Annotated in this window: 9 protein-coding genes; 8 read left to right on the top strand and 1 reads right to left on the bottom strand. The window is 66.3% G+C overall.

Annotation, left to right across the window (positions count from 1 at the left end; genetic code table 11):
- The first annotated feature begins 5 nt into the window (after positions 1 to 5).
- From ACMVY4_RS12360 to ACMVY4_RS12380, 5 genes are read left to right on the top strand one after another with little or no spacing between them, the layout of a single operon-like run.
- Entirely contained in the window at positions 6 to 896 is an 891-nt protein-coding gene (locus ACMVY4_RS12360) for an efflux RND transporter periplasmic adaptor subunit (RefSeq protein WP_416896328.1), read from the top strand.
- A gap of 16 nt (positions 897 to 912) precedes the next feature.
- Positions 913 to 12,405, top strand: coding sequence for a beta strand repeat-containing protein (locus ACMVY4_RS12365; RefSeq protein ID WP_416896329.1), 11,493 nt, complete (start codon positions 913 to 915; stop codon positions 12,403 to 12,405).
- 17 nt (positions 12,406 to 12,422) lie between these two features.
- Positions 12,423 to 12,725 carry a DUF3467 domain-containing protein gene (locus tag ACMVY4_RS12370; protein WP_416896330.1) on the top strand — a complete coding sequence of 101 codons (303 nt, stop codon included), beginning with the start codon at positions 12,423 to 12,425 and terminating at the stop codon, positions 12,723 to 12,725.
- Positions 12,694 to 14,379, top strand: coding sequence for an efflux RND transporter periplasmic adaptor subunit (locus tag ACMVY4_RS12375; protein WP_416896331.1), 1,686 nt, complete (start codon positions 12,694 to 12,696; stop codon positions 14,377 to 14,379). The genes ACMVY4_RS12370 and ACMVY4_RS12375 overlap by 32 nt, the downstream gene beginning before the upstream one ends.
- Positions 14,352 to 16,322 carry a hypothetical protein gene (locus tag ACMVY4_RS12380; RefSeq protein WP_416896332.1) on the top strand — a complete coding sequence of 657 codons (1,971 nt, stop codon included), beginning with the start codon at positions 14,352 to 14,354 and terminating at the stop codon, positions 16,320 to 16,322. Before ACMVY4_RS12375 ends, ACMVY4_RS12380 begins: the two co-directional genes overlap by 28 nt.
- Here ACMVY4_RS12380 and ACMVY4_RS12385 read toward each other — a convergent pair.
- A complete protein-coding gene (locus tag ACMVY4_RS12385; protein ID WP_416896333.1) occupies positions 16,319 to 17,131 on the bottom strand; it encodes an enoyl-CoA hydratase/isomerase family protein in 813 nt (270 codons plus the stop codon). The genes ACMVY4_RS12380 and ACMVY4_RS12385 overlap by 4 nt on opposite strands.
- 160 nt (positions 17,132 to 17,291) lie before the next feature.
- On the opposite strand from ACMVY4_RS12385, the gene ACMVY4_RS12390 reads away from it, so the two are divergent.
- The 3 genes from ACMVY4_RS12390 to ACMVY4_RS12400 are packed head-to-tail and all read left to right on the top strand — an operon-like array spanning position 17,292 to position 22,863.
- A complete protein-coding gene (locus tag ACMVY4_RS12390) occupies positions 17,292 to 17,906 on the top strand; it encodes a glutathione S-transferase family protein (RefSeq protein ID WP_416896334.1) in 615 nt (204 codons plus the stop codon).
- A gap of 13 nt (positions 17,907 to 17,919) precedes the next feature.
- Positions 17,920 to 19,518, top strand: coding sequence for a thiolase C-terminal domain-containing protein (locus ACMVY4_RS12395; protein WP_416896335.1), 1,599 nt, complete (start codon positions 17,920 to 17,922; stop codon positions 19,516 to 19,518).
- 15 nt (positions 19,519 to 19,533) lie between these two features.
- The gene (locus ACMVY4_RS12400) at positions 19,534 to 22,863 is read left to right on the top strand and encodes a TIR domain-containing protein (RefSeq protein WP_416896336.1); all 3,330 of its coding nucleotides are present in this window, start codon (positions 19,534 to 19,536) and stop codon (positions 22,861 to 22,863) included.
- The last annotated feature ends 89 nt before the right edge of the window (positions 22,864 to 22,952 follow it).

The following is a 22,952-nucleotide window of genomic DNA, read 5'->3' on the forward strand; positions in this document are numbered from 1 at the left end:
AAGACATGCATACCCGTCCCCGAGGAGTGTTGCGTTGGTGGGTCGGAAGCGGTGTCCTCGCCCTGGTGGCGGGACTGGCGGCCCCGGTTCTTGCCGCCGGTTCCGACACGCGGTTCGGCGACGAGCTGGCGATGAACGGGCTCGACTGCTCGATCTTTCCCGCCCGCAGCGTGGAACTGGCCTCCGATCTGAACGGCGTCGTCGACAGCGTCGAGGTCGTGCCGGGCCAGCGCGTGGAGAAGGGCGACCTGATCGCGAAGCTGGACACCGATCTGCTTGTCGCGGAATGGAAGTTCTATCAGGCGCGCGCGGAGGCCAAGGGCGCCATTGCGCTGGCCACCGAACAGCTCAAGACCGCCGAAGCGAAATACCAGTCGGCGGAAAAGGCGCTGAAATCCAACGTCATCAGCCGGGTGCAGTATGAAGAGGCGCTGGGCGAGTACCGGGCGGCGCAGAGCAGGGTGACCTCGGAAAAGGAGGCCCAGGCGATCGCGCGCGCCGAGGCGCAGCGGGCGAAGCTGACTGTGGCGAAGGGCGAGATCCGCGCGCCTGTGGCCGGCGTGGTGGGCGAGGAACTGATCGCGCCGGGCGAGTCCACCTTCGAACGGCCCGTCGCCCATATCGTCCAGGTCAATCCGATGCGGGTCGAGGTCTTCATCCCGCTGGAGCGCTCGCGGACACTGCTGTCCCGCGACGCCTACGAAATCGCCGCCGGCCCCGGCTTCGCCGAACGCCTGACCGTCGCCTTCGATTATGTCTCGCCGCTGGCCGACCAGTCCTCGCGGACCATCAAGGCCTATTTCAAGCTCGAAACCGACGCCGTGGCGCCCGGCATGCAGTGCGTCTTCATCACCGGATCCGGAGACGCCGCCATGGCGGCGCCGGACCGGAACTGACCAGAGGTAGCGTCTGATGGGACTGTTCCGCCGCAAGAAGCCGACCGCCCGGGTTTCAGGCGGACGCCTCCGCGCCCGCGCCGAGATCGAACCGCCGATCCAGCCGCTGGAGCCGCGCATCATGCTGGATGCGACGCTCGACCTCGATCCGGGCATCACCGACACGATCGATCTCTTCCACGCGGTCTTCGGCGCGGTCGATGCGCAGCGGCAGCAGGCACTGGGCGAGTTCCAGCAGTTCACAGACGACCTGAACGCCCAGGTCGCCTTCGTTGCGCCGCTGCTCGACATCGCCGGCGACACGTTCGACCTGCAGAACCCGAACCTCGACCCCAACAACACGCCCGACAACACCGCCGACGACATCACCGTGGCCCAGGCGGCCTCGGCCTCGGCGGATGCGGCTTTCGGCGACAATCTCTTCGGCTTCGTCGAGCAGACCGTGAACCGGATCGTTGCCGAACTGGAATCCAATCTGGATCAGTTCATCGCGGACGAGACCGCGAGCCTGCTCAGCGCCTTCAACGCGCAGGTGGCCGGAATCGATTTCGGCGGCGGCGCCACCGTCGGCAACAGCTTCGTCGAGGCCGCGGACCTCTCGGCGCTTTTCACCTTCGACAATCTGACCAGCGCCGACGACTTCGTGACCGGCGTCGGCGACGTCTTCCGCGCCGATCTGCAGGCCGGTCTCGGCGGCGCCTTCGACGAGGGCGACGTGACCACGCTGGCCAACGGCCTGAGCGGTGTGTTCGTGACACAGACCGCGGGATCGCTGGGCGACCTGTTCTCGATCACGCTCGCCGATATCGACGACCCTACCAGCGACGATCCGGCAGACCTGGCAGTCGCGTTCAGCGGCGGCGGCGCCACGGTGAATGTCCAGGTGACCCTGCCCGAGATGACCTTCGATCTCGATTCGCTGCTGGAGGAGGGCGATTTCGGCCTGTCCCGCGCCGATATCGACAATGCGGTCAGCTTCTCGGTGCAGCCCAGCTTCACCTTCGATCTTGTCGTCGATCCGGCGAACACCGGTGGGGGCGACAGCGAATTCTCGCTCTCGGCCAACAACTTCGCCGCACCGCAGCTGCTGACGGTCGGCGGCGACGTCTTCGATCCCGATCCCGACAATCCGGTGGAAACCCGTTTCGGCTTCCTGGACGTGACGCTGACCGATGTGCGGACGGCAGAGTTCACCATCGACATCACCGGCCTGGACAGCATCGATTTTTCGGCTGTGATCGATTTCGACGCGGCCAATCCGGCCATTTCCTTTGCCGGCAATGTCGCCGGCGTCGGGGTCGGTGCCTTCGTGACGCCGGTCGGCGGCGTCCAGACAGCCATCACCAACGAAGCGACCTTCAACCTGTTGCGGGTCGATGTCGATGGCGCGCTGAACACGCAGGACGATGACGGCGAGCTTGTGGCCGCCGACTTCGAGCCGGAGAACCAGTCGGCCATCGAGTTCACGGCCAGCGCGACCTTCACCAGCCTGCTCTCGACGGCGGGCGACGATTTCCTGACGGCTTTCCTGAACGCTGCCGATATCGGCGCCGGGTTCGACGTGACCACGGGCGGCCTGGATGCCGGCGTGGAAGCGGCGCTGGAGTCCTTCGTCGGTCAGCTCGCGGCGACCAGCTCTGCGGATGTCGCGAACTTCCTCAGCCAGCTCGGCGACAATCTGGAGGAAGTGGCCGCGGCGGCCATCTTCGACATCGATCTGCCGTTCACCGATCTCAAGCTGCTCGACGCATTCCAGACAGTGGTGTCCTTCGGCGAGCAACTGGCGGATCTCTTCACCTTCCAGCTGAACGATATCGGACTGGGCAGCTCGATCGCCATTTCCGGCGCCAACACCGTCACCGGCACGGCGCTGGATTTCGCATCCGGCGCTGTCCTCGACGGCTTCCCGCAGCTTTCATTCATCGTCAGCCAGGGCGATATCGACACGAGCATCCGTGTCCTTTCCCCGAACGAGAATGGCGGGTTTGCGTCGATCTCCGAACTGGTCGATGCCTTCAACACGGCGCTGGCGGGCACGAACGCCGTGGCCAGCGCCGATGGCGATGCGCTGGCCTTCGCACTGGTCGACGCGGGCGGCGACAGCGTCACGATCAGCGTGAATCCGGCCGAGGCCGCCGCGGCGCTGACGGTTTCGGGGCTGGTGACCTGGGTCAACGGACGTCTCGCCGATATCGTGCCGGACGGCCGCGTGATCCTGACCCAGCAGGGCGAGATCCTGTTCCGGCTGCCGGAGATCGGCGGCACGGTCGATATCGGCGATCCGGGCGATTTCTCAGCGGCGGATCTGGGCTTCGGCATTGCGGACAGCCTGTCGCTGTCTGCGGACCTGACCGCCAGCGCCACGGCGACGCTGAACGGCGTCTTCGGCTTCGATGTCGCCGGATTCATCTCTGAACTGGCTGACGATCTGGGCAACGATGCGCAGGATACCGGCTCGGTTCTGACAGAACGCGCGCAGAATGGCGGCAGTCTGGGCGCGGCGGCCAGCCCCGCGGCAGGCGGCGTCGATCTGGCCGATCACGCGTCCTTCCGCGACGTCGAGCTCTTCGGCCGCATCACGGCGACGGCGGCCTCGATATCGGGCACAGCCGATCTGGGCATTGTCAGCGCCACGTTCGGCGCCAACGACGCCGCGCAGAACAGCATCAGCGTCGACGCGCAGGTCAATGTCACGCTGGTCGAACGGCAGAACGACGGCAGCTTCGATTCCACCCTGACCTTCACCCAGATCGCCACGGCGCTGACCGATCAGGACGGCCGGCCGCAGGATCTGCTCGGCCGCTTCGAACTGCAGGGCGGTCTGATCGTCGACGAGGACGCGGCGCTGCAGCGGCAGGAGGCGAACGTCTTCGCCGCCGCGCCGGGCGAGGGCGAGATCGCCGCCATCGCGCTGGTGGCGCTGAACGATGTGACCATCGATGTGACCGGTCTCTCCGGCATTGCCGCCGATGCGCTGAACGGTGTGCGGATCGCGAGCCCCGACATCTTCGACACCACGACCTGGATCGTGGCGATCGATTCACCGATCGCCGAGACGCTGACCAGTATCCAGGGCAATGATATCCTCGACACGGCGACCAATATCGCCGGCGTCCTGGTCGAACTGGGCGAGTCGCTCAGCCAGGACTTCGCGCTGCTGGATACGCCCATCCCGCTGCTGAATGTCAGCCTGCTCGACTCGGTGGATTTCGCGGAAGACTTTCTGCAGGCGGCGCAGGAGGCCCGGAACAATCCCGAGCAGACCCTCGGGCGGCTGGACACGATCCTGGAGCAGGCCTTCGGCGACGACACCGTCGAACTGAGCTGGGATACCGGGCTGCAGACGCTGACGATGGCGCTCAGCCTCAGTTTCCTCGACGATGTCGAGAGCACGACACCCTTCAGCTTCGACCTGGGCCAGTTGCTGGGCGACAGCCTGGCGACAGTGCTGGGCGCCGAGGTGGCCGAGTTCGTCTCCGGCCTGGTGGACGTGAAGGGCGATGCGGCGCTCACCTTCGATCCGGACCTGCTGCTGGACTTCACCATCGGCATCGACCTGTCCGGCGTGCTCGGCGCAGGCGGCGCGGTGGACGGCGCGACCCTGCTGTCGGCCCTGTCCAGCGTCGCGGCGATCGCCAACGCGCCAGGCACCGGCAACGAACTGCGCATCACCCGGCTGAACAAGACCGATGGCGGCCGGTCGACGGTCAGCATCGATTTCTCCGATCTCACCGATATCGACAGCGTCGTCACCGCCATCGGCGACGCCTTCGCTGCCAACACGGCCTTCGCCAACGCCTCCGTCAGCTTCGACGCCGAGGCGGGCACCTTCATCGTCGAGGATACCCAGGCCGATGCCCGCGACACCGCCGGCGCCGACCTCGTCTTCGGCGGCGAGCTGGAGGCGGCCGACGCCCAGACCGGTGCGGTCGATCTCGGCGGCGTCGATCTGACCGGCGCGATCAGCTTCGACCTCGTCTTCAACGACGGCGATCCGGTGACCGTCAGCCTGGAGGCGGACGCGGCGCGGAACACGCCGGCGGCGTTCGTCGATGCGCTCAATGCGGCGTTCCGGGACATCGACGTCGCCCGTGCGGACATCACGCCGACGGCGATGCCGACCTCCACGGTGCCGCTGTCGCAGCTGATCGTGGCGGCGCTGGACGGCCACGCACTGACGCTGACCCAGACCAACTTCACGGCGGCAAACGGCTTCGACGACGCGACCTTCGCCGTGCAGGGCAACGACGCCAGCCAGGACATCCAGTTCCGGTTCGACGATCTGGGCGGTTCCAACGCCTCCCAGCTGATCGGCTTCACCGACGGTCTGGCGGTCGATGCGTCGGGTGGTGTCGTCTCGGAGACCCTCGGCACCGCCGGGTCGGCGCGCGTCTTCCTGGATGTCGAGAACACCGGCATCGAACTGCAGCTGACGGCCGGCGTCGCCGAAGGGCTGAACGTGCAGGTCGCGATGGGCCCGTTCAGCGTCAACATCGTCGACGGCACGGCGCTGCTCGGCAGCGGGGCGGGCGACGGCACGCCTGGGTCCATGCGCTTTGGCATCCTGGACATCGACGGCGACGACAATGACGGCCAGTACGATCTGGGCGACCTTGCCGACCTGTTCGGCAATCCGGACCGGAGCCTGCTGGAGCTGTTCTCCTTCACCACCGCTTTCGGCATCAGCATCGACCTGCCCCTGTCGGACACGACTGGCCTGTTCGATCCCGCGACCGACGGCATCACCTTCAATGCCGGGCTGCTGAACACGGTAGAGGGCGCGGACTTCTCGAGCTTCGACATCGACAATGTCGGCGACTTCTTCGACGGCGCGCTGGTCGACATCTTCGTCGACGGCTCGATCAATCTGGACGACATCGAGATCAACCTGCCGGATCTCGCGGATGCGCTGGCGAACATCAACGTCCTCGACATCCTGAACGATCCGCGGCTGGTGCTCGGCGGCCTGGACACCATCGTCAGCAATGTCTCCAGCGCGGTCGGGGCCTTCCTGGACGCGATCTCGCTGCCGATCATCGGCGACAATCTCGGCGCGGGCCTGTCGGTGCTGGATCAGCTGCGCTTCGACATCATCCAGCCGGCGCTGGACTTCGCCAGCCAGCCCGATGACGACGGCAACCTGCCGACGACCGTCGATCTGCTGACCGGCTTCGTCAACGACGCCATGAACGACCTGTTCGAGACCGACGGCGTCACCTATCTGCAGGCCTTCCTGGACACCTCGGGATCGACCGAGGAGAGCTTCCTCTACGGCGCCTTCTCCTTCACCGGCGAGCTGTTCCGCGAGGCCCTCGATATCGGCTTCGACTTCGGCATTCCGGGTCTGGAATTCGAGGTTTCCGACAGCTCCGCCATCGTGCTGGCCGCCACCTACACCGCGAATATCGGCTTCGGCATCGACCGCCGCGGCCTGTTCTTCCTGAACGACACCGACGAGACCGAGATCTCCATCGACTTCATTGTCGATGCTGGCGATTTCGAGGGCTCGTTCACCGTTGCACAGCTGCTGGAGCTGACCGCCTTCGCGGTCGAGGATCCGCTCGACCTGCCCGAGAACACCTTCGCGCAGCGCCCCGACTTCGAGGGCGGCGAAAGCGGCGATCTCAGCCTGACCGCCTCGCTCGGCGTGGACCTGTTCCAGGACCAGGGCGAGGACGAGGAGCGCGATCTTTCGGGCATCACCGTCCAGAAAAACGGCGAGGACATCGGCTACGAGAAATCGGTCCTCATTGGACAGCTGAAATTCGCTGAGCTGGCCGGCATTTCCTTCACCGCCGAGGCTGACGTCAACCTGCAGCTGATCGCCGAGGTGATCGATCCGACGACCGGCAATCCGATCACGGTGAACGGCGCCGAGATCGTGCCGAAGGCCGTGACCGAGCTGGTCATCGACGCCAGCTTCGACACCGCACGCGACGGCGACAAGTTCTCGCTCGACACGTTCATGTTCAACGACCTGCGTGTCGACGCCTCGGGCATCTTCGATACCTATATCCGGCCGATCACGGACCCGATCGAGCCGATCCTGGATCCGTTCCAGGCCATCGCCGAGATCACCAACACATTCCCGATCAGCCTGGCGCTGGGGGCGCTGGAAGAGATCTATCCGGTGCTGGCGATCCCGAACACGATCATCAACATTCTCGGCGCCCTGGGCGACCTGCAGGACCAGCTGCAGGATTCCGGCGGGTTTATCAGCTTCGGCGATTTCGACTTCTCCGGTTCCGGCGAGGACCTGGCCAGCGGCGAGACCAGCTCGTCGGATCTGGAACTGGACGAGGCGCAGCGTAGTGACACCGGCAGCGTCCAGAGCAACGGGCAGTTCGGCGGCGCGGGCCTGCAGATCAATCTCCCGATCCTGTCCGACCCCACGAACATCTTCAGTCTGATCCTGGGCAATTTCGACGAGGTCGATCTCGTCGAAGCCACCTTCACGCTGATCGACTTCGACTTCGAGTTCGATCTGGTCCGCGACCTGCTGGCGGCCGTTTCCATGCCAGAGGAACTGGCCGATGCGCTTGGCAGCTTCCTGACCGCCGAACTCAAGGCCCGGGCCTTTGCCGGCTTCACGGTCGGCTACGATCTGGGCGGTGTCTCCAACTTCCTGAACACGCTCGATCCCGAACGGTTGCTCGACGGTATCTTCATCGACAGTTCTGACGGCGGCCTGATCGACCTGTTCTTCGGCGCCAATATCAGAGCCTCGATCGACATCTCTGTTCTGGGCACGGGCATCGAGGCGGGTGCCAGCGGCGGCGGTGAGATCTTCTTCACCATGGGATTCAACGATCCCAACAATGACGACAAGCTGCGCGTCCCGGAGATCATCCGCATCGGCGAGGTCGTCGGCGACCTGTTCAGCGAAGGCGAGTTCATCGAAGCCATCGAGACCATGTTCAAGGGCACGGCCGGTTTCTCGCTGTTCGCCGAGGTCTTCGGCAAGGTGAAGGCGTTCGGGGCGACGATCTTCTCTGGCACCATTGAACTCTTCAGCATCAGCGAGAGCATCAGCTTCGGCGGCCTGCCGCTGCCGGTCGAGTTCGCACCGGAGCTGAGCGGCAGCGGCGCGGCAGTGCTGAATGTCGGCGCGCGCGTCGGTCAGAGCTTCTCGGATGCGACCCAGGACGGCGACGAGATCATCACCATCACCGGCCCGAACTCGCCCTTCGACATCAACTACCAGAACGGCAACGTCACCAATACGGGCCAGATCGACGACGCGGCGACTGCGCTGATCATCCCGGCAGGCATCGGCAACAATGTGATCGACCTGTCCGGCATCGTCGACAACACGCCGACCTTCATCACCACGGGCGCAGGCGCGGACCGGATCACCCTGCCGAACCAGGGCTTCCACGTTGTCTTCGCCGGCGATGGCGCTGACAATATCCAGGTCGATGGCGCGGCGACCGGCACCTATTACATCTTCGGCGAGGGCGGGGCGGATACGATCGAGATCGACGGCGGCAACACCGTGATCTTCGGTTCCGACTCCTTCGGCATGGCGCGGGCCTTCACCGCGCAGTTCGGCAGCGGCGCCAATACCTTCGACCAGGCCGCCGTTGACGCCTTCCTGGCTACCCAGCTGGGCGATTTCGAACAGAGCCTCGCCGACATGACCACCAACTACACGGCGCAGACGCAGGATGTCGCCGACAACGCGGCCGACGTGATCCGTGTTGCCTCGGGCTTCAACCATCGTATCTTCGCCGGCGCGGGTGACGACCTGATCGAAATCACCGGCACCACCGACACCGGCAATGTCACCGTTCTGGGTGGCGCTGGCACGGACACCATCACAGCGCGCGGCGCGGATGTCTTCGTCGAGGGCGGCGCCGGGTCCGACATCATCGTCCTGGGCGACGGCACCAACAGGGCCTTCGGCTGGGGCGCGCAGGCGGATGAGGGCGGGCTGGGCTCGAACGAACGGCTGAACGCGCTGGTGCTGCAGGACGGCGGCGACCTGATCATCGGCGGCGCCGGCACCGACACGCTGGTCGGACAGACCGGCGACGACATCCTGCAGGGCGGGCTGGGTGCGGACTCCGTCCGCGGCGGCCTTGAGGACGACATCCTGACCGGCGGCATCTTCGACATCGAGACCCGCGCCGGGGCGGACATCGATCTGGTGACCGCCAACCTGCATGTGAACCAGACCCAGACCCTGATCGTGAAGACCCTGGACGTCGCCGACGGCAACGACATCCTGATCGGCGACGGCGGGCTGGACGTGGCGTTGGGCGGCGGCGGCAACGACAATCTGAACGGCGGGGCCGGCAACGATCTTCTGGCAGGCGACTTCGGCCAGATCCAGCTGTCGTCGAACAAGGTGGCGCAGCAGTTCACGGCCATCGACGTGAACTCGACCAATGCCGGTCCGGACACGCTGGACGGCGGCGACGCCAACGACCTGCTGGTGGCCGGCGGCACCGATGCGGCCGGGACGGTGGAAATCCTCAACGACACGCTGGGGCAGAACATCTTCATCGGCGATTACGCCAATGTGGACGGCGCACGCATTCTGGAGGCGCCGACGGATATCGTCTCCGTCGACGCGACGCTGCGCGGCGGTGCGGACAGCATCACCGGCGGCCGCGGCAACGAGTTCGCCATCGGCGGCGAGGGCTCCGACACGATTTCCATCGGCAATGGCGTGAACCGCGTCATCGGCGACAATGGCGCGATCGACATCAATGGCACCTCGCTGACCTCGGCCTCCTACGCCTTCGGCAGCGACGATGTGATCACGGCCGGCAGCAACATCGACATGATCGTCGGCGGCTCCGGCAGCGATACGATCTCCGCCGGCGACGGCGACAACATGATCCTCGCCGACATCGGCCTGATCGATCACACCGGGACCTTCAGCGCAGAGACCCTGAGTGCGGACTCCGACGTCGACGGCCGGGACGGCAATGACAGCGTGACCTCGGGCTCGGGCAACGACTTCGTCATCCTGGGCGGTGCAAACGACACGCTGGGCGCCGGCGACGGCAACAACCGGGTGCTTGGCGACAGCGGCCTCATCGAGGTGACCGGTACCCGGATGACCACCGCTTCCGATGCGCAGGCGGGACAGGACCAGATCACCACCGGATCCGGCATCGATCTGATTGCAGGCGGTTCCGACAACGACACGATCTCGGCGGGCGACGGCGACAACCTGATCCTCGCCGATATCGGCCTGATCGATCACGACAGGGACCTGGCGGCCGATACGCTCTCCGCGGACTCCGATGCGAACGGGCGGGACGGCGATGACAGCGTCACTTCCGGAACCGGCAACGACTTCATCATCCTGGGCGGCAAGAACGACACGCTGGGCGGCGGCGAGGGCAACAACCGCGTCCTCGGCGACAGCGGTCTGATCGATGTCACCAATCGACAGATGCGGACCGACAATGACGATCAGGGCGGTCAGGACAACATCGTGACCGGCGCGGGGATCGATTTCGTGCTCTCCGGGTCCGACAACGACACGCTGAACACCGGCGACGGCGACAACCTGATCCTGACGGACACGGGCACACTGAACCACGCGGCGGACCTGTCGCTGGTCGACATGACGTCCGCATTCCAGGAACTGGACGGCGCCGACAGCCTGACCTCGGGCAGCGGCCGCGACTACGTCATCATGGGCGGCGCGGGCGACATCGCGAATATCGGCGACGGCGACAACCGGCTGCTGGGCGACAGCGGCGTCATGGACCCGCTGGAGACCGGCACTTCCGGACGCATGGTCTCGACCGATTTCGACCGCGGCGGCAACGACACCATCGACAGCGGCAGCGGCCGCGACTTCATCTTCGGCGGTTTCGGTCAGGACACCATCCGCTCGACCGATGGCGACGATCTGGTGGTCGGCAACTCCGCGGTGCTGCTGCACACGCCCGTCGTCACCGAGAACATCCGGCTTCAGATCCAGTCGCTCAGCCCCGCCATCGGCGATGCCGATCTGCTGATCTCGACCGGCGGTGACGATGTGCTGATGGGCGGCACGGCCAACGACACGCTGAGTTCCGGGGCCGACGAGGACATCGCCGTCGGCGACTGGATGCGGATCGACTTCCCGGATTTCACCGGCGCGGACGGCCTGATCCGGCCCACCGACCAGGCCGTGCAGGGGCGGGACAGCATCGATCTCGGCACCGACAACGACATCGCCTTCGGCAACGGGCTGGAGGACACGATCAATACCGGCTCGGGCGAGGACGTGGCGGTCGGCGACTTCGCCGAACTCGACTTCGTCAACAACACCGATACCAACCGGCTGGTGCTGACCGACCATACGCTGGGCGCGAACGACTTGATCGTGGGGTCCGGTTTCGGCGACAACATCATGGTCGGCCAGATCGGCAACGACACCATGATCGGCGGCGCCGACGAGAACCTGATGGTCGGCGACGTGGCGATCCTCCGCTTCGTCAACTTCGCCGATGTCGTTGTCGGTCAGAGCGCCAACGACCGTCTGACGCTGATCGAATCCATCCAGCCGGGCATCCGCGGCAATGACAGAATGATCGGCGGCGGGGACCGCGACGTCATGCTGGGCGGCTTTGGCGCCGATTTCTTCGAGGGGCGCGCCGGGCAGGACATCATCATGGGCGACGGCTTCATCGTCGAGATCGAGCAGGACGGCCGTCCCGGCTTCAACGGCGTAAGGCTGCCGCAGGATGGAGAGGTTCGCCTTTCGACCAACTTCGCCTTCCTGGATGGCGGGCGCGACACGCTGATCGGCGGTCTGGACCCGGACGTGCTGATTGGTGGCCTGGGTCCCGACGATTTCGTCGGCGACACGGCGAACGACTTCCTGGCCGGCGATTCCGCCTTCTTCCGTCTGCTGGGCACCCAGAACACCGACCGGGGAACCGGCGATCCGGCTGTGGACGGTCTGTCCACGCCGGCCTTCCTGCGCGTGATCCAGAGCAACTTCCCGGGCCTTGGCGCCAACGACCTCGTCTCGGATGCCCAGATCAACGAATCCACCTCGTCGACGCTCAGCATCCGCAAGGCCGATTTCGGAAGCCAGCAACGCTCGGCCGGCGGCGGCGCGCTCGAATTCGAACGCGGCCTCTTCGACGGCGGGCAACTGCAGACAGATCAGGATGTCCGCACACTCGCGCGGGAAATCGCCCGGGCCGCGCGGGAGGCGTCCACGCATCTGAGCGAGTTCGTCAGCGGAAACGACTTCCTGGAAGACCTCGCCGCCAGCATCGAACTTGGCGTCCAGTCGGATATCGCCGTCGAGAGCTATCGCCGGGACGCCATCATGTCGATCTTCGGCGGGCGGGTGCCGACGACGATGGAAACCTATATGGTCGAGAAGATGCTGGACGAGGCCCTGCCGCGCATCATTTCGGAATCCGTTCCCGGGACGGCGCCGGATGGCGGTGCGGAGCCGGCCCAGCCGTCCGAGAACGAGGAGCCGCCGGTTGACGGCGCGCCGCCGCCGGTTGAGGCCGAGGCGCCGCTGGCGGCGGTCAACTAGGACAGCGAGGATATTTCATGAGCAACGGACCCGAAGAGAGCTTCAAGGAAACCCGGTTTGGCGACGTGATGCTGACCTGGGACGACAGCGAGGTCGAGAGCAACTACGCCAACATCGCCACGGCGACGGCCAGCCGCGAGGAGTTCTTTCTGCTGTTCGGTACCCACCAGAACTGGCAGGGCAAGCCCGGCGACGGACGCGTGACCGTGAAACTCTCGGACCGCATGATCCTCAGCCCCTTTGCAGCCAAGCGCCTGCAGCTTGTGCTGTCCCAGACTGTGGCGGCCTATGAAGAGCGCTTCGGCACCATCAAGGTCTGATCCGACGCCGCCGCACGGCCGTTTCGCCGCCGTCCTGGAACTTGCTGCGCCGGCGCTGCCCGGACTGGTGCATGTGGCCCTGCTGCAGCCGGCCGATGGCGGGCTGATCGAAGCCGTCAGCGGCCCTGCGCCGGATCCGGATCTGTGCGAGAGCGCAGCGCGCGAAACCTCGCGGCGTTCTGCAGGACAGACGGCGCACATGGCGGCCGGAAGCATGCTGGTGCTGGCCGTTCGAACGGGGACGCCGGAACGGGTCGTGCTGGCGGCGCTGAGCAAGGATCAGGCACCCCCGGTTGGCCGCCTTACACGTATCTTTCTCGCGTTGGCCCGTCTGCTGACGGAAAAGCCGGCGCCTGCCGATCCGCTTGAGACGGCATCCGGCGATCTGCTTGCCGGACTTGCCGCCATCGGCACGCGCAAGGGCAAGGCCCGCGCCTACGCCACTCTGGAACTGGTCCGGCGCCTGCTGAACTCCAACGCGCGGCTGCTGCTGATCCGCAACGGCAAGGTCGACCGGGTGGTGTCCGACGAGAGCCGCAGCTCGGCGCGGAACCGTTCGCTCCGGATACTGGCGGATCGCGGCCTCGAGGATGGCGTGAACGTGCTGACCGCCTCGACCGAGAGCGAGGGCGAGATCGGCATCGAGGGACCGCTCTACTGCCAGAAGTTCGGTCTGCGGAACGTCGCCATCGGTCTGCCGGAAGGCGGGTCCGGCGGCGAACGGATCGGCATTTGTCTGGAGGACGCAAGCGCCGACGCTGCCTCGGCGCTTCCGCGCTTTGTCGAGATGCTCAACCTGGGCGTTACGGAAGGCAGGAAACCGGTCGCAGTGTGGATGCAATGGGCGGCGGTTGCGGCCATCCCGCTGGCCCTGCTGGTCTGGCTGCTGCTGCCGGGCGACTTCGAGATCACCGCGGAGGCGCGGGCGATCCCGGCGCAGAGCGTGACCGTGGCTGCACCTCTCGAGGCCCGTCTGGATCAGCGGACTGTCAAGATCGGACAGAGCGTCGTCGCGGGCGATCCGCTGGTCCGGCTGGATTCAGAGCAACTGACCGCCGAGGAAGCCCAGGCGGAGCTGGATCATCTGCTGGCCGAACTGAACGCCCGGGACGCGCGGGCCAGCGGTTCCTATGCCGAGTTCCAGATTGCGTCCCGCAAGGCGGACCTGTCGAAGGCGCGTCTGGAGCAGGTGCGGGAGCGGTTGTCGTGGCTCTCCGCTGCCGCGCCACAGTCCGGCCGCGTCATCGACCTGATCCCCCAGAACCGGGTTGGCGATATCGTTGCCCGCGGCGAACGGCTGGCCGAGATCCAGCTTTCCGAAGGCATGCGTGTCGAAATCGATCTTGCGCAGGAAGACGTGCGCTTCGTACAGCCGGGGCAAACCGGGCGGTTCGTGGTTCGCGGCCTGGTGGATGGCGAGTTCCGCGTCGAGGTCATCGAACCGGCCTTCGCCTATGCCGATGAAAAGGCCGAGCGGATGAAATTCCGCACCACCGCCGATGTTGTCTCCGAGCGGGCCTCCGGGTTGGCCAACGGCATGAGCGGGATCGTGCGACTGACCGCCGGACGGCGGTACAATTTCGAGATCGTCGGAAGATACATGATGGACTGGGTGAGGCTGACGGCATGGGAACAGCTGGGTCTTCGGCTCTAGGCTGGGTCCGCCTGCACCTGTTGCCGGGACGAAACCGGCACCATGTGCTGCTGTCGGATCCGCGGTCGGAAAAATTCTTCGATCTGGAGGCCTCTGTCGCCAGCCAGATCTGGCGGCGTCAGAATCTGGCGCGGGGCCGCCGGGCCGAACTCCGCGGCACGCCGCCGCCGGATGCGGAGATGCGCGCAGCGCGCTTTGCCGAGTGGCTGACCGACGACAGCCGGCTCTCGGCGCGGCGGCAGATGAACCCGCTCTTCATGCAGGTGAAGCTGTTCGAGGTCGGACCGCTGCAACCGCGGCTCGCCGGGCTGGCGCGGTTCTACTGTTCCCGGCCGGCGGTCATCTTCATCGTCCTCCTGGGGCTTGTCGGGCTCTGGTTGTCGGTGGCCAACGACTGGGCGATCCTCAAGGGGCCGGAGGCGACGCTGTCGGCCGAGACGCTGCTGACCTTCGCCCTTCTGACGCCGTTTCTGAAGATCTTTCACGAATTCGGGCATGTGCTGGTGGCGACGCGCCGGGGTGTGCCGGTGCGCTATTGCGGCTTCTACCTCGTCGGACTGTTCCCGTTGCCCTTCGTCGACTGCAGCGAGGCGGAACTGCTGGATTCGAGGAAGGAACGGCTGACCATCTCGCTGGGTGGGCTCTACGCCGACTTCACGGTGGCGGCCATAGCGCTGATCCTCTGGCATGTCATGGAAGGCGAGACGGCCAAGGCGATCGCAGCGAGCGTGTTCCTGTTCAACTCCGTCCACACGCTAATGTTCAATATCAATCCGCTGCTCAAGCTGGACGGCTATTTCGCGCTGCTGGACCTGCTTGGGCTGCGCAACCTCTATTCCCGAAGCTTCATGGCGCTGCGCGTGCTGATGGGCAGGATCGTCCGTTTCGACATGCCGGGCGCCGGGTCGGTGATCGCCGAGTACGGGCCGAATATCGCCTACGCGCTCGCATCCTTCGCCCTGAAGATCTGGATCCTCATCTTCATTGCCTGGCAGGTGCTGCCCCAGGTCTTCGGTCTGGGCACGCTGCTGGTGATCTGGGGCATCGGCGGCATGTTCTTCTCGCCGCTGCTATCGGCCTCGTTCGGCAGCGAGCGCAATCCCGGCGCGCAGCGGGTGCCGCGCGGCAAGCTGGCGATCTGGGGCGCGATCTTCTGCAGCCTGGTCGGATTGCTGTTCATCATCCGGCTGCCCTTTGTCGAGGCCGTGCCCGTGCGCATCGACTTCGAGAACGTCTACGCCCTGCGGGCCGCGAGCGGCGGGGTGGTCGAAAGCGCTGCGCCCGCCGGTTTCGTGCGGGAGGGTGATCTGCTGCTGAAGCTCACCGATCCGGAGGCCGAAGGCGAGATGGTCGTCGCCGAGCGCCGTATGGCCCTCGCCGAGGAAGCGCTGCAGGCGGCACGCGGCTCCGGCCCTCTGGCGGTCGAGGGGGCGCAGCGGCGTCTGAAGACGGCCGGCACCGCGATTGCCCTGCTGGAACAGCAGGCCGCTGCGCGCGAAATCCGCGCTGCCCATGACGGGCGCTTCCGCCCCTGGCGCGCCAATCCCGCCGGCGCGCGGATCGAACCGGGGCAGGCGGTCGGGGTTCTGCTGCCGGATGACGGAGCGCTGGTCTTCAGCGGAGACATCCATGAGCTCTATGTCAGCATGTTCCGAGATGACCTGCAGGGCGCGGAACTGCAGATCGGCGCGCGCTATTTCGACGGGGACGGGGTCGCTGCACGCCTGACCGACGAACGCACGGCCCCGCGCGACGGCGGGGCCGGAACCTACCGCTTTCAGGTTGTCCTGCAGGATGGCGCGGCACAATCCGCCGCCGGTCCGGCAACGGCGCGGCTGATCTTCGGGACCGCACCGCTCAGCGATCATATCGCGTTCTGGGCGCGCAAGATCTGGTTCGCCTTCCGGTCGTCGCAGCTCCGCGCCAACGCGCCGTCCGGTTAGCCGCGTCCGGCCCAGACCGGCTTGCGCTTCTCCAGGAAGGAAGCGATGCCTTCCTTGCCCTCGTCGCTCAGCATGCAGCGGGCGAAGCCCTGTGCGGCGAAGTCCAGCATGGCCGGGCGGTCGAGATGGCGCGTCGCCAGCACGATCTCCTTCGTCACCGCATTGGCGCCGGGCGCGCAGCGCATCACCTGCTTCTTCACATCGGCCTCGACAGCCTCCAGACCTGCTGCATCTTCCACGACGAAGTCGGCGAGACCCAGCTTGCCCGCTTCCGTTCCGTCGAAGCGGGCCGCCGTAAGCATCAGCCGCCGTGCGGTGCTGAGTCCGAGCCGCTGGACCACGAAGGGCGCGATCTGGGCCGGCGGAATGCCGAGCGTCGTCTCAGTCATGGCGAACTTCGCATCCGACGTCACCGCCACGACATCGGCAGTGCAGACCATGCCGAGACCGCCGGCCATCGCCGCGCCCTCGACCAGCATCACCACCACCTGCGGCATCTCGTTGATCTGGTCGAACATCTCGCCGCCATCCCGGCTGGAGGCAGCCACGTCGGCGATGCCCTGCGCGCCGCCCTGATAGTTCGAGCGGAAGCCCTTCAGGTCGCCGCCAGCGCAGAAGATGCCACCCTTGCCGCGGACGGTGATGCCCCGGATGCTCCGGTTGTCGCGGACCGCAGACAGCACGGCGCGGAACTCGGCCGTCAGCTCCTGCGACAGGGCGTTTCGGGCCTCCGGCCGGTTGAACCAGATGGTCAGCCAGCCGTCGGACTCTTCCAGAATCAGGGTTTTCGTCTCGGGTATCGCGCTCATTCGTCCTCCCCCGGTGTCCTGTGCGCCTCGTGCGCCAAGACTGGCCCGCCCGGCGCTGAAGGACAACGGCGGAATGGCTGCCCTGCAGCGGCGTTATCCGGTTGACGCTCCGGCTGACTGGCCGTACCCCAATGTGGCTGCAGCAGGGGAGGCTCCGCAGATGAAATTCTACAATTCCGTCGGTCCGAATCCGCGCATGGTGCGCATCTTCATGGCCGAGAAAGGCGTGACGCCGGAGTTGGTCGATGTCGATCTGCGCGGCGGCGAGAACCGCCAGTCGGACTACATGACCAAGGTCAACCCGATGGGCCAGCTGCCGGCGCTCGTGCTCGACGACGGGCAGGTGATCACCGAGATCACGGCGATCTGCGAGTATCTGGACGAAATCGGCAAGGGCGACAGCCTGATCGGCAAGGACGCCAGGGAGCGCGCCGAGACCCGCATGTGGACCCGCCGGATCGACCTGCATATCTGCGAGACCATGGGCGCGGCGTTCCGCTTCGGCCCCGGGCTGAAGATGTTCCAGAGCCGCATCCACTGCATCCCGGCGGCGGCCGAGGATTTCGCCCAGATCGCGCAGGAGAAGATCGCCTGGCTGAACGATCAGATGGACGGCAAGGAGTGGGTCTGCGGCGATAGGTTCACCATGGCGGACATCCTGCTGTTCGCGTTCCTGGAGTTCGGCGCGAATGTCGGGCAGGCTGTCAACGACAACAACAAGAACGTGATCGCATGGATGGAGCGGATGAAGGCCCGGCCTTCAGCCGCGGCCTGACCGGACGGCGGCGTTGAACGGCGGCGGCCGCAAGGCGCATATCGCAGGCATCGGCCAGAGCGAGTACACCCGCTGGGGCGGCATCATGGACCGCAGCCAGTTCCAGGTGACCGCCGAGGCGATCCTGGCCGCGCTTGCGGATGCGGGCCTCTCGGCGGCGGACGTCGACGGCTTCACCTCGTTCTCCAATGACGGCAACGACGCGCCGTCGATGCAGGTCGCGCTCGGCGTGCCCGAGCTTCGCTTCTCGGCCATGGTCTGGGGCGGCGGGGGCGGCGGTTCCTGCGGCGCCCTCTCGCTGGCGACGGCCGCCGTGGAATCGGGCCAGGCCGATGTGGTCGTGGTCTATCGCGGGCTCTGTCAGGGGCAGGGGCGGCGCTTCGGTCAGGCCGGACTTGGCCGGACGCACGGCAACTTCATCATGCCCTTCGGCCTGTTTGCGCCCTCGCAGATGCTGGCGCTGATGATGCAGCGTTTCATGCACGAGACGTCGGCCTCGCACGAGCACATGGCCGAGATCGCACTGAGCTTCCGCGCCAACGCGAACCGCAATCCGAACGCGATCATGCATGACCGCGCCCTGACGAAGGAGGACTACTTCGCCAGCCGCTGGATCGCCGAACCGTTCCGCCTGTTCGACTGTTGTCTGGAGAGCGACGGCGCGGCTGCCGTGGTGGTCACGACCGCCGAGCGGGCCCGCGATCTGAAGCAACGGCCCGTCGAAGTGATGGCCGCCGCGCACGGTTCCGGCGCGGGCTGGGGCACCGGGCCGCTCGGCGCCCAGAACATGCCGGATGAGACCTATGCCTCGACCAACAATCGCCGCATCGCGAAGGAGCTGTTCGCGAAGGCCGGTGTGACGCCGGCTGACATCGACGTGGCCCAGATCTACGACCACTTTTCCGGCCTCGTGCTGATGGCGCTGGAGGATTTCGGCTTCTGCGGCCGGGGCGAGAGCGGTGACTTCGTCGCTGCCGGGAACATCCGCTTCGAGGGCGGGAGCCTGCCGCTCAACACGTCGGGCGGACAGCTCTCGGAGGCCTATGTCCATGGCGTGAACCTGATCATCGAGGGCGTCCGGCAACTGCGCGGCCAGTCGACCTCGCAGGTTGCCGATGCACGGACGTGCCTTGTCACCGGCGGACTGGGCGTGTCGCCAACCAGCGCCGCCATCCTGGGAGTTCTCGTGATGGCCTTGTTTCCTGACGAGATGCCGAAGGTCGATCCGGTCTGGGATGATCACGATTTCTGGGAGCATTGCCGCAGGCGCGAGCTCAACTTCCAGGCCTGCGCCGATTGCGGTGCGCCGCGGCATCCGCCCACGCCGGTCTGCCCGGCCTGCCACTCGATGAAGGTGAAGTGGCTGCGGGCGCCGGCCGATGCGGAGCTGTTCAGTTACACCCGGGTCCATTACCCAAGCCATCCCGCGGTGAAGGGCAGCCTGCCCTATGTCATCGGTCTGGTGGTGTTTCCGGCCCTGCCCGGCGTAAAGCTGGTCAGCAACGTCACGGATGCCGATACTGTCGAGATTGGCATGAAGCTGAAGCTCTGGTGGGACGACGTGGGCGACGGAATGTATCTGCCCCGGTTCCGGCCGGCAGCACGGAGCTGACAGACGGGGGGCAGGGTGGCGGAGCCGGGATACAGGTTCGCAGGCTTCATCAGCTACAGCCAGAAGGACAAGTCCTGGGCGAAGCGCATCCACAGGGCGCTGGAGACCTACCGGCTGCCCGTCGGCCTGCCCGGCGCCGACCCGAAGCGGCGCAAGCTCGGGCGATTCTTCCGCGATGATGACGAACTGGCCGGGGAACCGAGCCTGGGCCGCGCGCTGGAAGGCGCACTGGAGGACTCGCGCACGCTGGTCGTGATCTGCAGTCCCAACGCGGCGAAGTCCAAATGGGTCGATGCCGAAGTCCGGCATTTCAAGTCGCGTGGACCGGACACGAAGATCCTGGCCGTCATTGTCGGCGGCAAGCCGGACAGCGACGATCCGGACGTCATGTGCTTTCCGCCGTCCCTGCTGCGCAAGGTTGGACCGGACGGGGAACTGACCGACGAGCCCGATGAACCGCTTGCGCCCGATGCCCAGAAGGAATCCTTCCCCCGGCTGGTCGCCCGGCTGGTGGCGGGGATTGTCGGCGTCCGCTTCGACGAACTCTGGCAGCGCGAGAAGCGCCGTCGGCGACGGCGGGCGGCGCTGGTGGCGGTGGGCGCGCTCGCCATCGCGGCCGCCGGGGTCGCACAGTACATCTTCTATCAGGATACCGAGCGCAAGCGGCTGGCCGAGGAGTCGCGCAACCATGCGGCCGAGGCGCAGCAGGCCATGAATGACGGGCGGTTCGACGAAGCGCTGGAATTTGTGCTCGACGCGCTGCCATCGGATTTGGCGTCACCGGAAAGACCGCTCGTCCCGGAGGCCGCCGCCGCGCTGCGCAGGCTGATGGGCGGCAATCCGGCTGCCGGCGTGCTGGCCGATTTCGGCCAGCCGGTCGATGATCTGAGGTTGGTCGGTGACGATCTGATCGCGGTTCGCTTGAATGACAGCTCAATTCAGGTCCTCGATCGCGTCTCCGGCGAGGTCAGGCAACGCCTTGCGGCTGAGGACGGGCTGGATTTCGATCGCGCCGGCCGGTTTGCATTGCGGACGTACACGGATGAACGAACTGATGCCGGCGGCGTCCTCCGGATGACCCATACGGTCAATATCCGGGATCTCGAAACCGGGCGGATCGAACGTGATTTCCGACATGACGATATCCGCTGGTACGCCGGCCCCTGGGCGGCCGTCTCTCCGGACCGCAGGCGTATCGTGGTACAGGCGTCACTGGCGGTGCCGGAAGACGAGCAGAACGATCTGGCGGTCTGGGAACTGCCCGACGCGCCCGGTGGCCAACCGATGATCGTCGCCCGCATCCGCTCACCTTTCGCGGATGATGACAGTCTCGTCCGACATGCTTTCGTCAGCAACGACGCGGTCGTCATGTTTCACGGTCGCCCGCGCTCCCGTGCGGCTTACTGGAACCTCGCGACGGGCGATGTCCGCATTCTTTGGCCCGCCGATTCGCCCACGCCCTGTGGCGCGCCGCGCGACGAGGACCGTCGGAAGCAGGACAGTCTGATCTTGTCCGGGAATGGCGGTCTGATCAGCCACGCCATGCCCATGCTGGGCGGCGGCTGGTGCGTCGGCCTCTGGGAGGCGGCAAGCGGCGAGATGCACGATCCGATCGAGGTCGATGTACCGGCTCCCGCAAGTTTCGATGCTGTCGATCAGGATACGCTGGTCGTCGTCGGGCACTCGGCATTTGCCGACAACGGTGTCTGGCGCCGCGGCGCCGAGTATCTGACCGAGATCGGCTGCGGGGCCGGGCGATCGAGCGGCCTTGACGCCATTGTCGACGACGCGCGGTGGCGGGTGATGGATGGCGCGCGCTGGTCGGTCTGTTCCATCGGCACCGACATCCGGCTGCAAACCGGCCACGAGATGGATTTCGAACTGATCATGCAAGGTCATAAACAGGACGTCAGCGCGCTCGCGGTCGACCAGCGGTCAGGCCTGATCTATTCCGGCTCTGCAGACGGCACGGTTCGAATATGGGATACGCGACGTCTGGCCCGGCCTGTGCCGTTGCCCGGTCGCGCCCTGGAGATCTCGAGCTGGGGTGAGAAGGTCGCGGTCCTGCATCATGGCGCCGACGGCACGGATGTGCGCGTCTTCACGGCGTCGGGCGAACCGCTTGGCCGGCCGGTCCCGGTCCCCATCGCCGGGCTCGACGCCGACCCGCCGATCAGGGGTCGGCTGAAGCTGGCCGCATTTGCTCTGGCGGGCAACGCCGTGCTGACAGTCGAGAGCTGGGATTGCGGCATGCTGGGTTGCCCGCGCGGAACGCCGCGGCGGGCGGTTCTCGGTGATGTGTCGAACGGGGCAGGGGGTCTGGTGCTGGAGGATCTGGCCGCGGGCGGATTCCTGGAGCGGATGCCGGCGGCGCTGGATGCAGATGCGGCGCGGAACCGCCTGGTCGGCGTTCGCCGCGACGGCGGCGTCTTCTCGGTCGACGTTTCGCGTGCCACGGTCACCGAATACGCGGTTCCGGACGGGCTTGAGGTCAGCCAGGCCGTCTGGGCGGGCGACAACATCTGGGCCGTGGCCGACGACTCGGCTGATGAACCTTCGGACCGCCGCGAATTCGTCCTGCGTCTCGGAGACGACGGGTTCGAGATTGCCGGGCAGGACCGCGCGCAACGTGCCCAGCTGTTCGCCGCGGGCGACGGACACGGTGCGATCGTTTCGCTTGATGTCATCCACGCAACCGACTCGCGGCCGCTCTACCGCCTGATCCAGAACGGGGAACTGTCGCCGGCATTCGCCATGCCGTTCGCGCGGGCCGTCGGCGAGCAACTGCAGCATGCGCGGTTCTTCGCGGATGGACGCAAGCTGGCGCTGTTCTTTTCGGACAACACCGTGCCACCGCAGACAATCGAGTTGCCCGAAAGGGGCGGGGAGCTTCCCGCCGGGATCGGGAACCTGGCGCCGGTCAGCCCGGCCAGCCTGCTCGACCCCTGGCGGAGCGACGACCCGCATGCCCGGGCGGTGGTCAGCACCGGCGGCGATGTCTTCACCGCGCATCCGCTTGGGCAGGACGCCATCCTCTGCAGTGAACTGCACGGCAAGCCCGCCAGCGCGGTGGCCTTCGACCCGGACGGGGGTCACCTGGCGGTCAGCGGCGGCGAGGCTGGCGATACCCGCATTCATGCGGTCGACAGCTGCGACGTCCTGCAGGCCATTCCGATGGAGGTCGCCCATAATGGCGGCCGCATGGTCTTCGGCGATGCGGCGCATCTCTGGCTGCTTTCGGACGCAGGCGACGCGCGGATCCAGCGCCTGGAGACCAATCTCGCCGAACTGCATCGCCGTGCATTGGAGCTGCACGCCAGCATGCATCGCAAGGACGCGGATTGAGCACCGGTCACAATGGTGTCGGGATGGCCGGCAGGCTTGCCACAAGGCGTTGCGCAGGCCCTCCGACTGTGTGATCTCTGCGCGGCGGG

The organism is Minwuia sp., from assembly GCF_048007105.1.
Lineage (GTDB): Bacteria > Pseudomonadota > Alphaproteobacteria > Minwuiales > Minwuiaceae > Minwuia.

Bases quoted from the DNA above. Each gene is read 5' to 3' on its own strand.
- ACMVY4_RS12360 (WP_416896328.1), top strand. From the start codon at position 6: ATGCATACCCGTCCCCGAGGAGTGTTGCGTTGGTGGGTCGGAAGCGGT.
- ACMVY4_RS12365 (WP_416896329.1), top strand. From the start codon at position 913: ATGGGACTGTTCCGCCGCAAGAAGCCGACCGCCCGGGTTTCAGGCGGA.
- ACMVY4_RS12370 (WP_416896330.1), top strand. From the start codon at position 12,423: ATGAGCAACGGACCCGAAGAGAGCTTCAAGGAAACCCGGTTTGGCGAC.
- ACMVY4_RS12375 (WP_416896331.1), top strand. From the start codon at position 12,694: ATGAAGAGCGCTTCGGCACCATCAAGGTCTGATCCGACGCCGCCGCAC.
- ACMVY4_RS12380 (WP_416896332.1), top strand. From the start codon at position 14,352: ATGGGAACAGCTGGGTCTTCGGCTCTAGGCTGGGTCCGCCTGCACCTG.
- ACMVY4_RS12385 (WP_416896333.1), bottom strand. From the start codon at position 17,131: ATGAGCGCGATACCCGAGACGAAAACCCTGATTCTGGAAGAGTCCGAC.
- ACMVY4_RS12390 (WP_416896334.1), top strand. From the start codon at position 17,292: ATGAAATTCTACAATTCCGTCGGTCCGAATCCGCGCATGGTGCGCATC.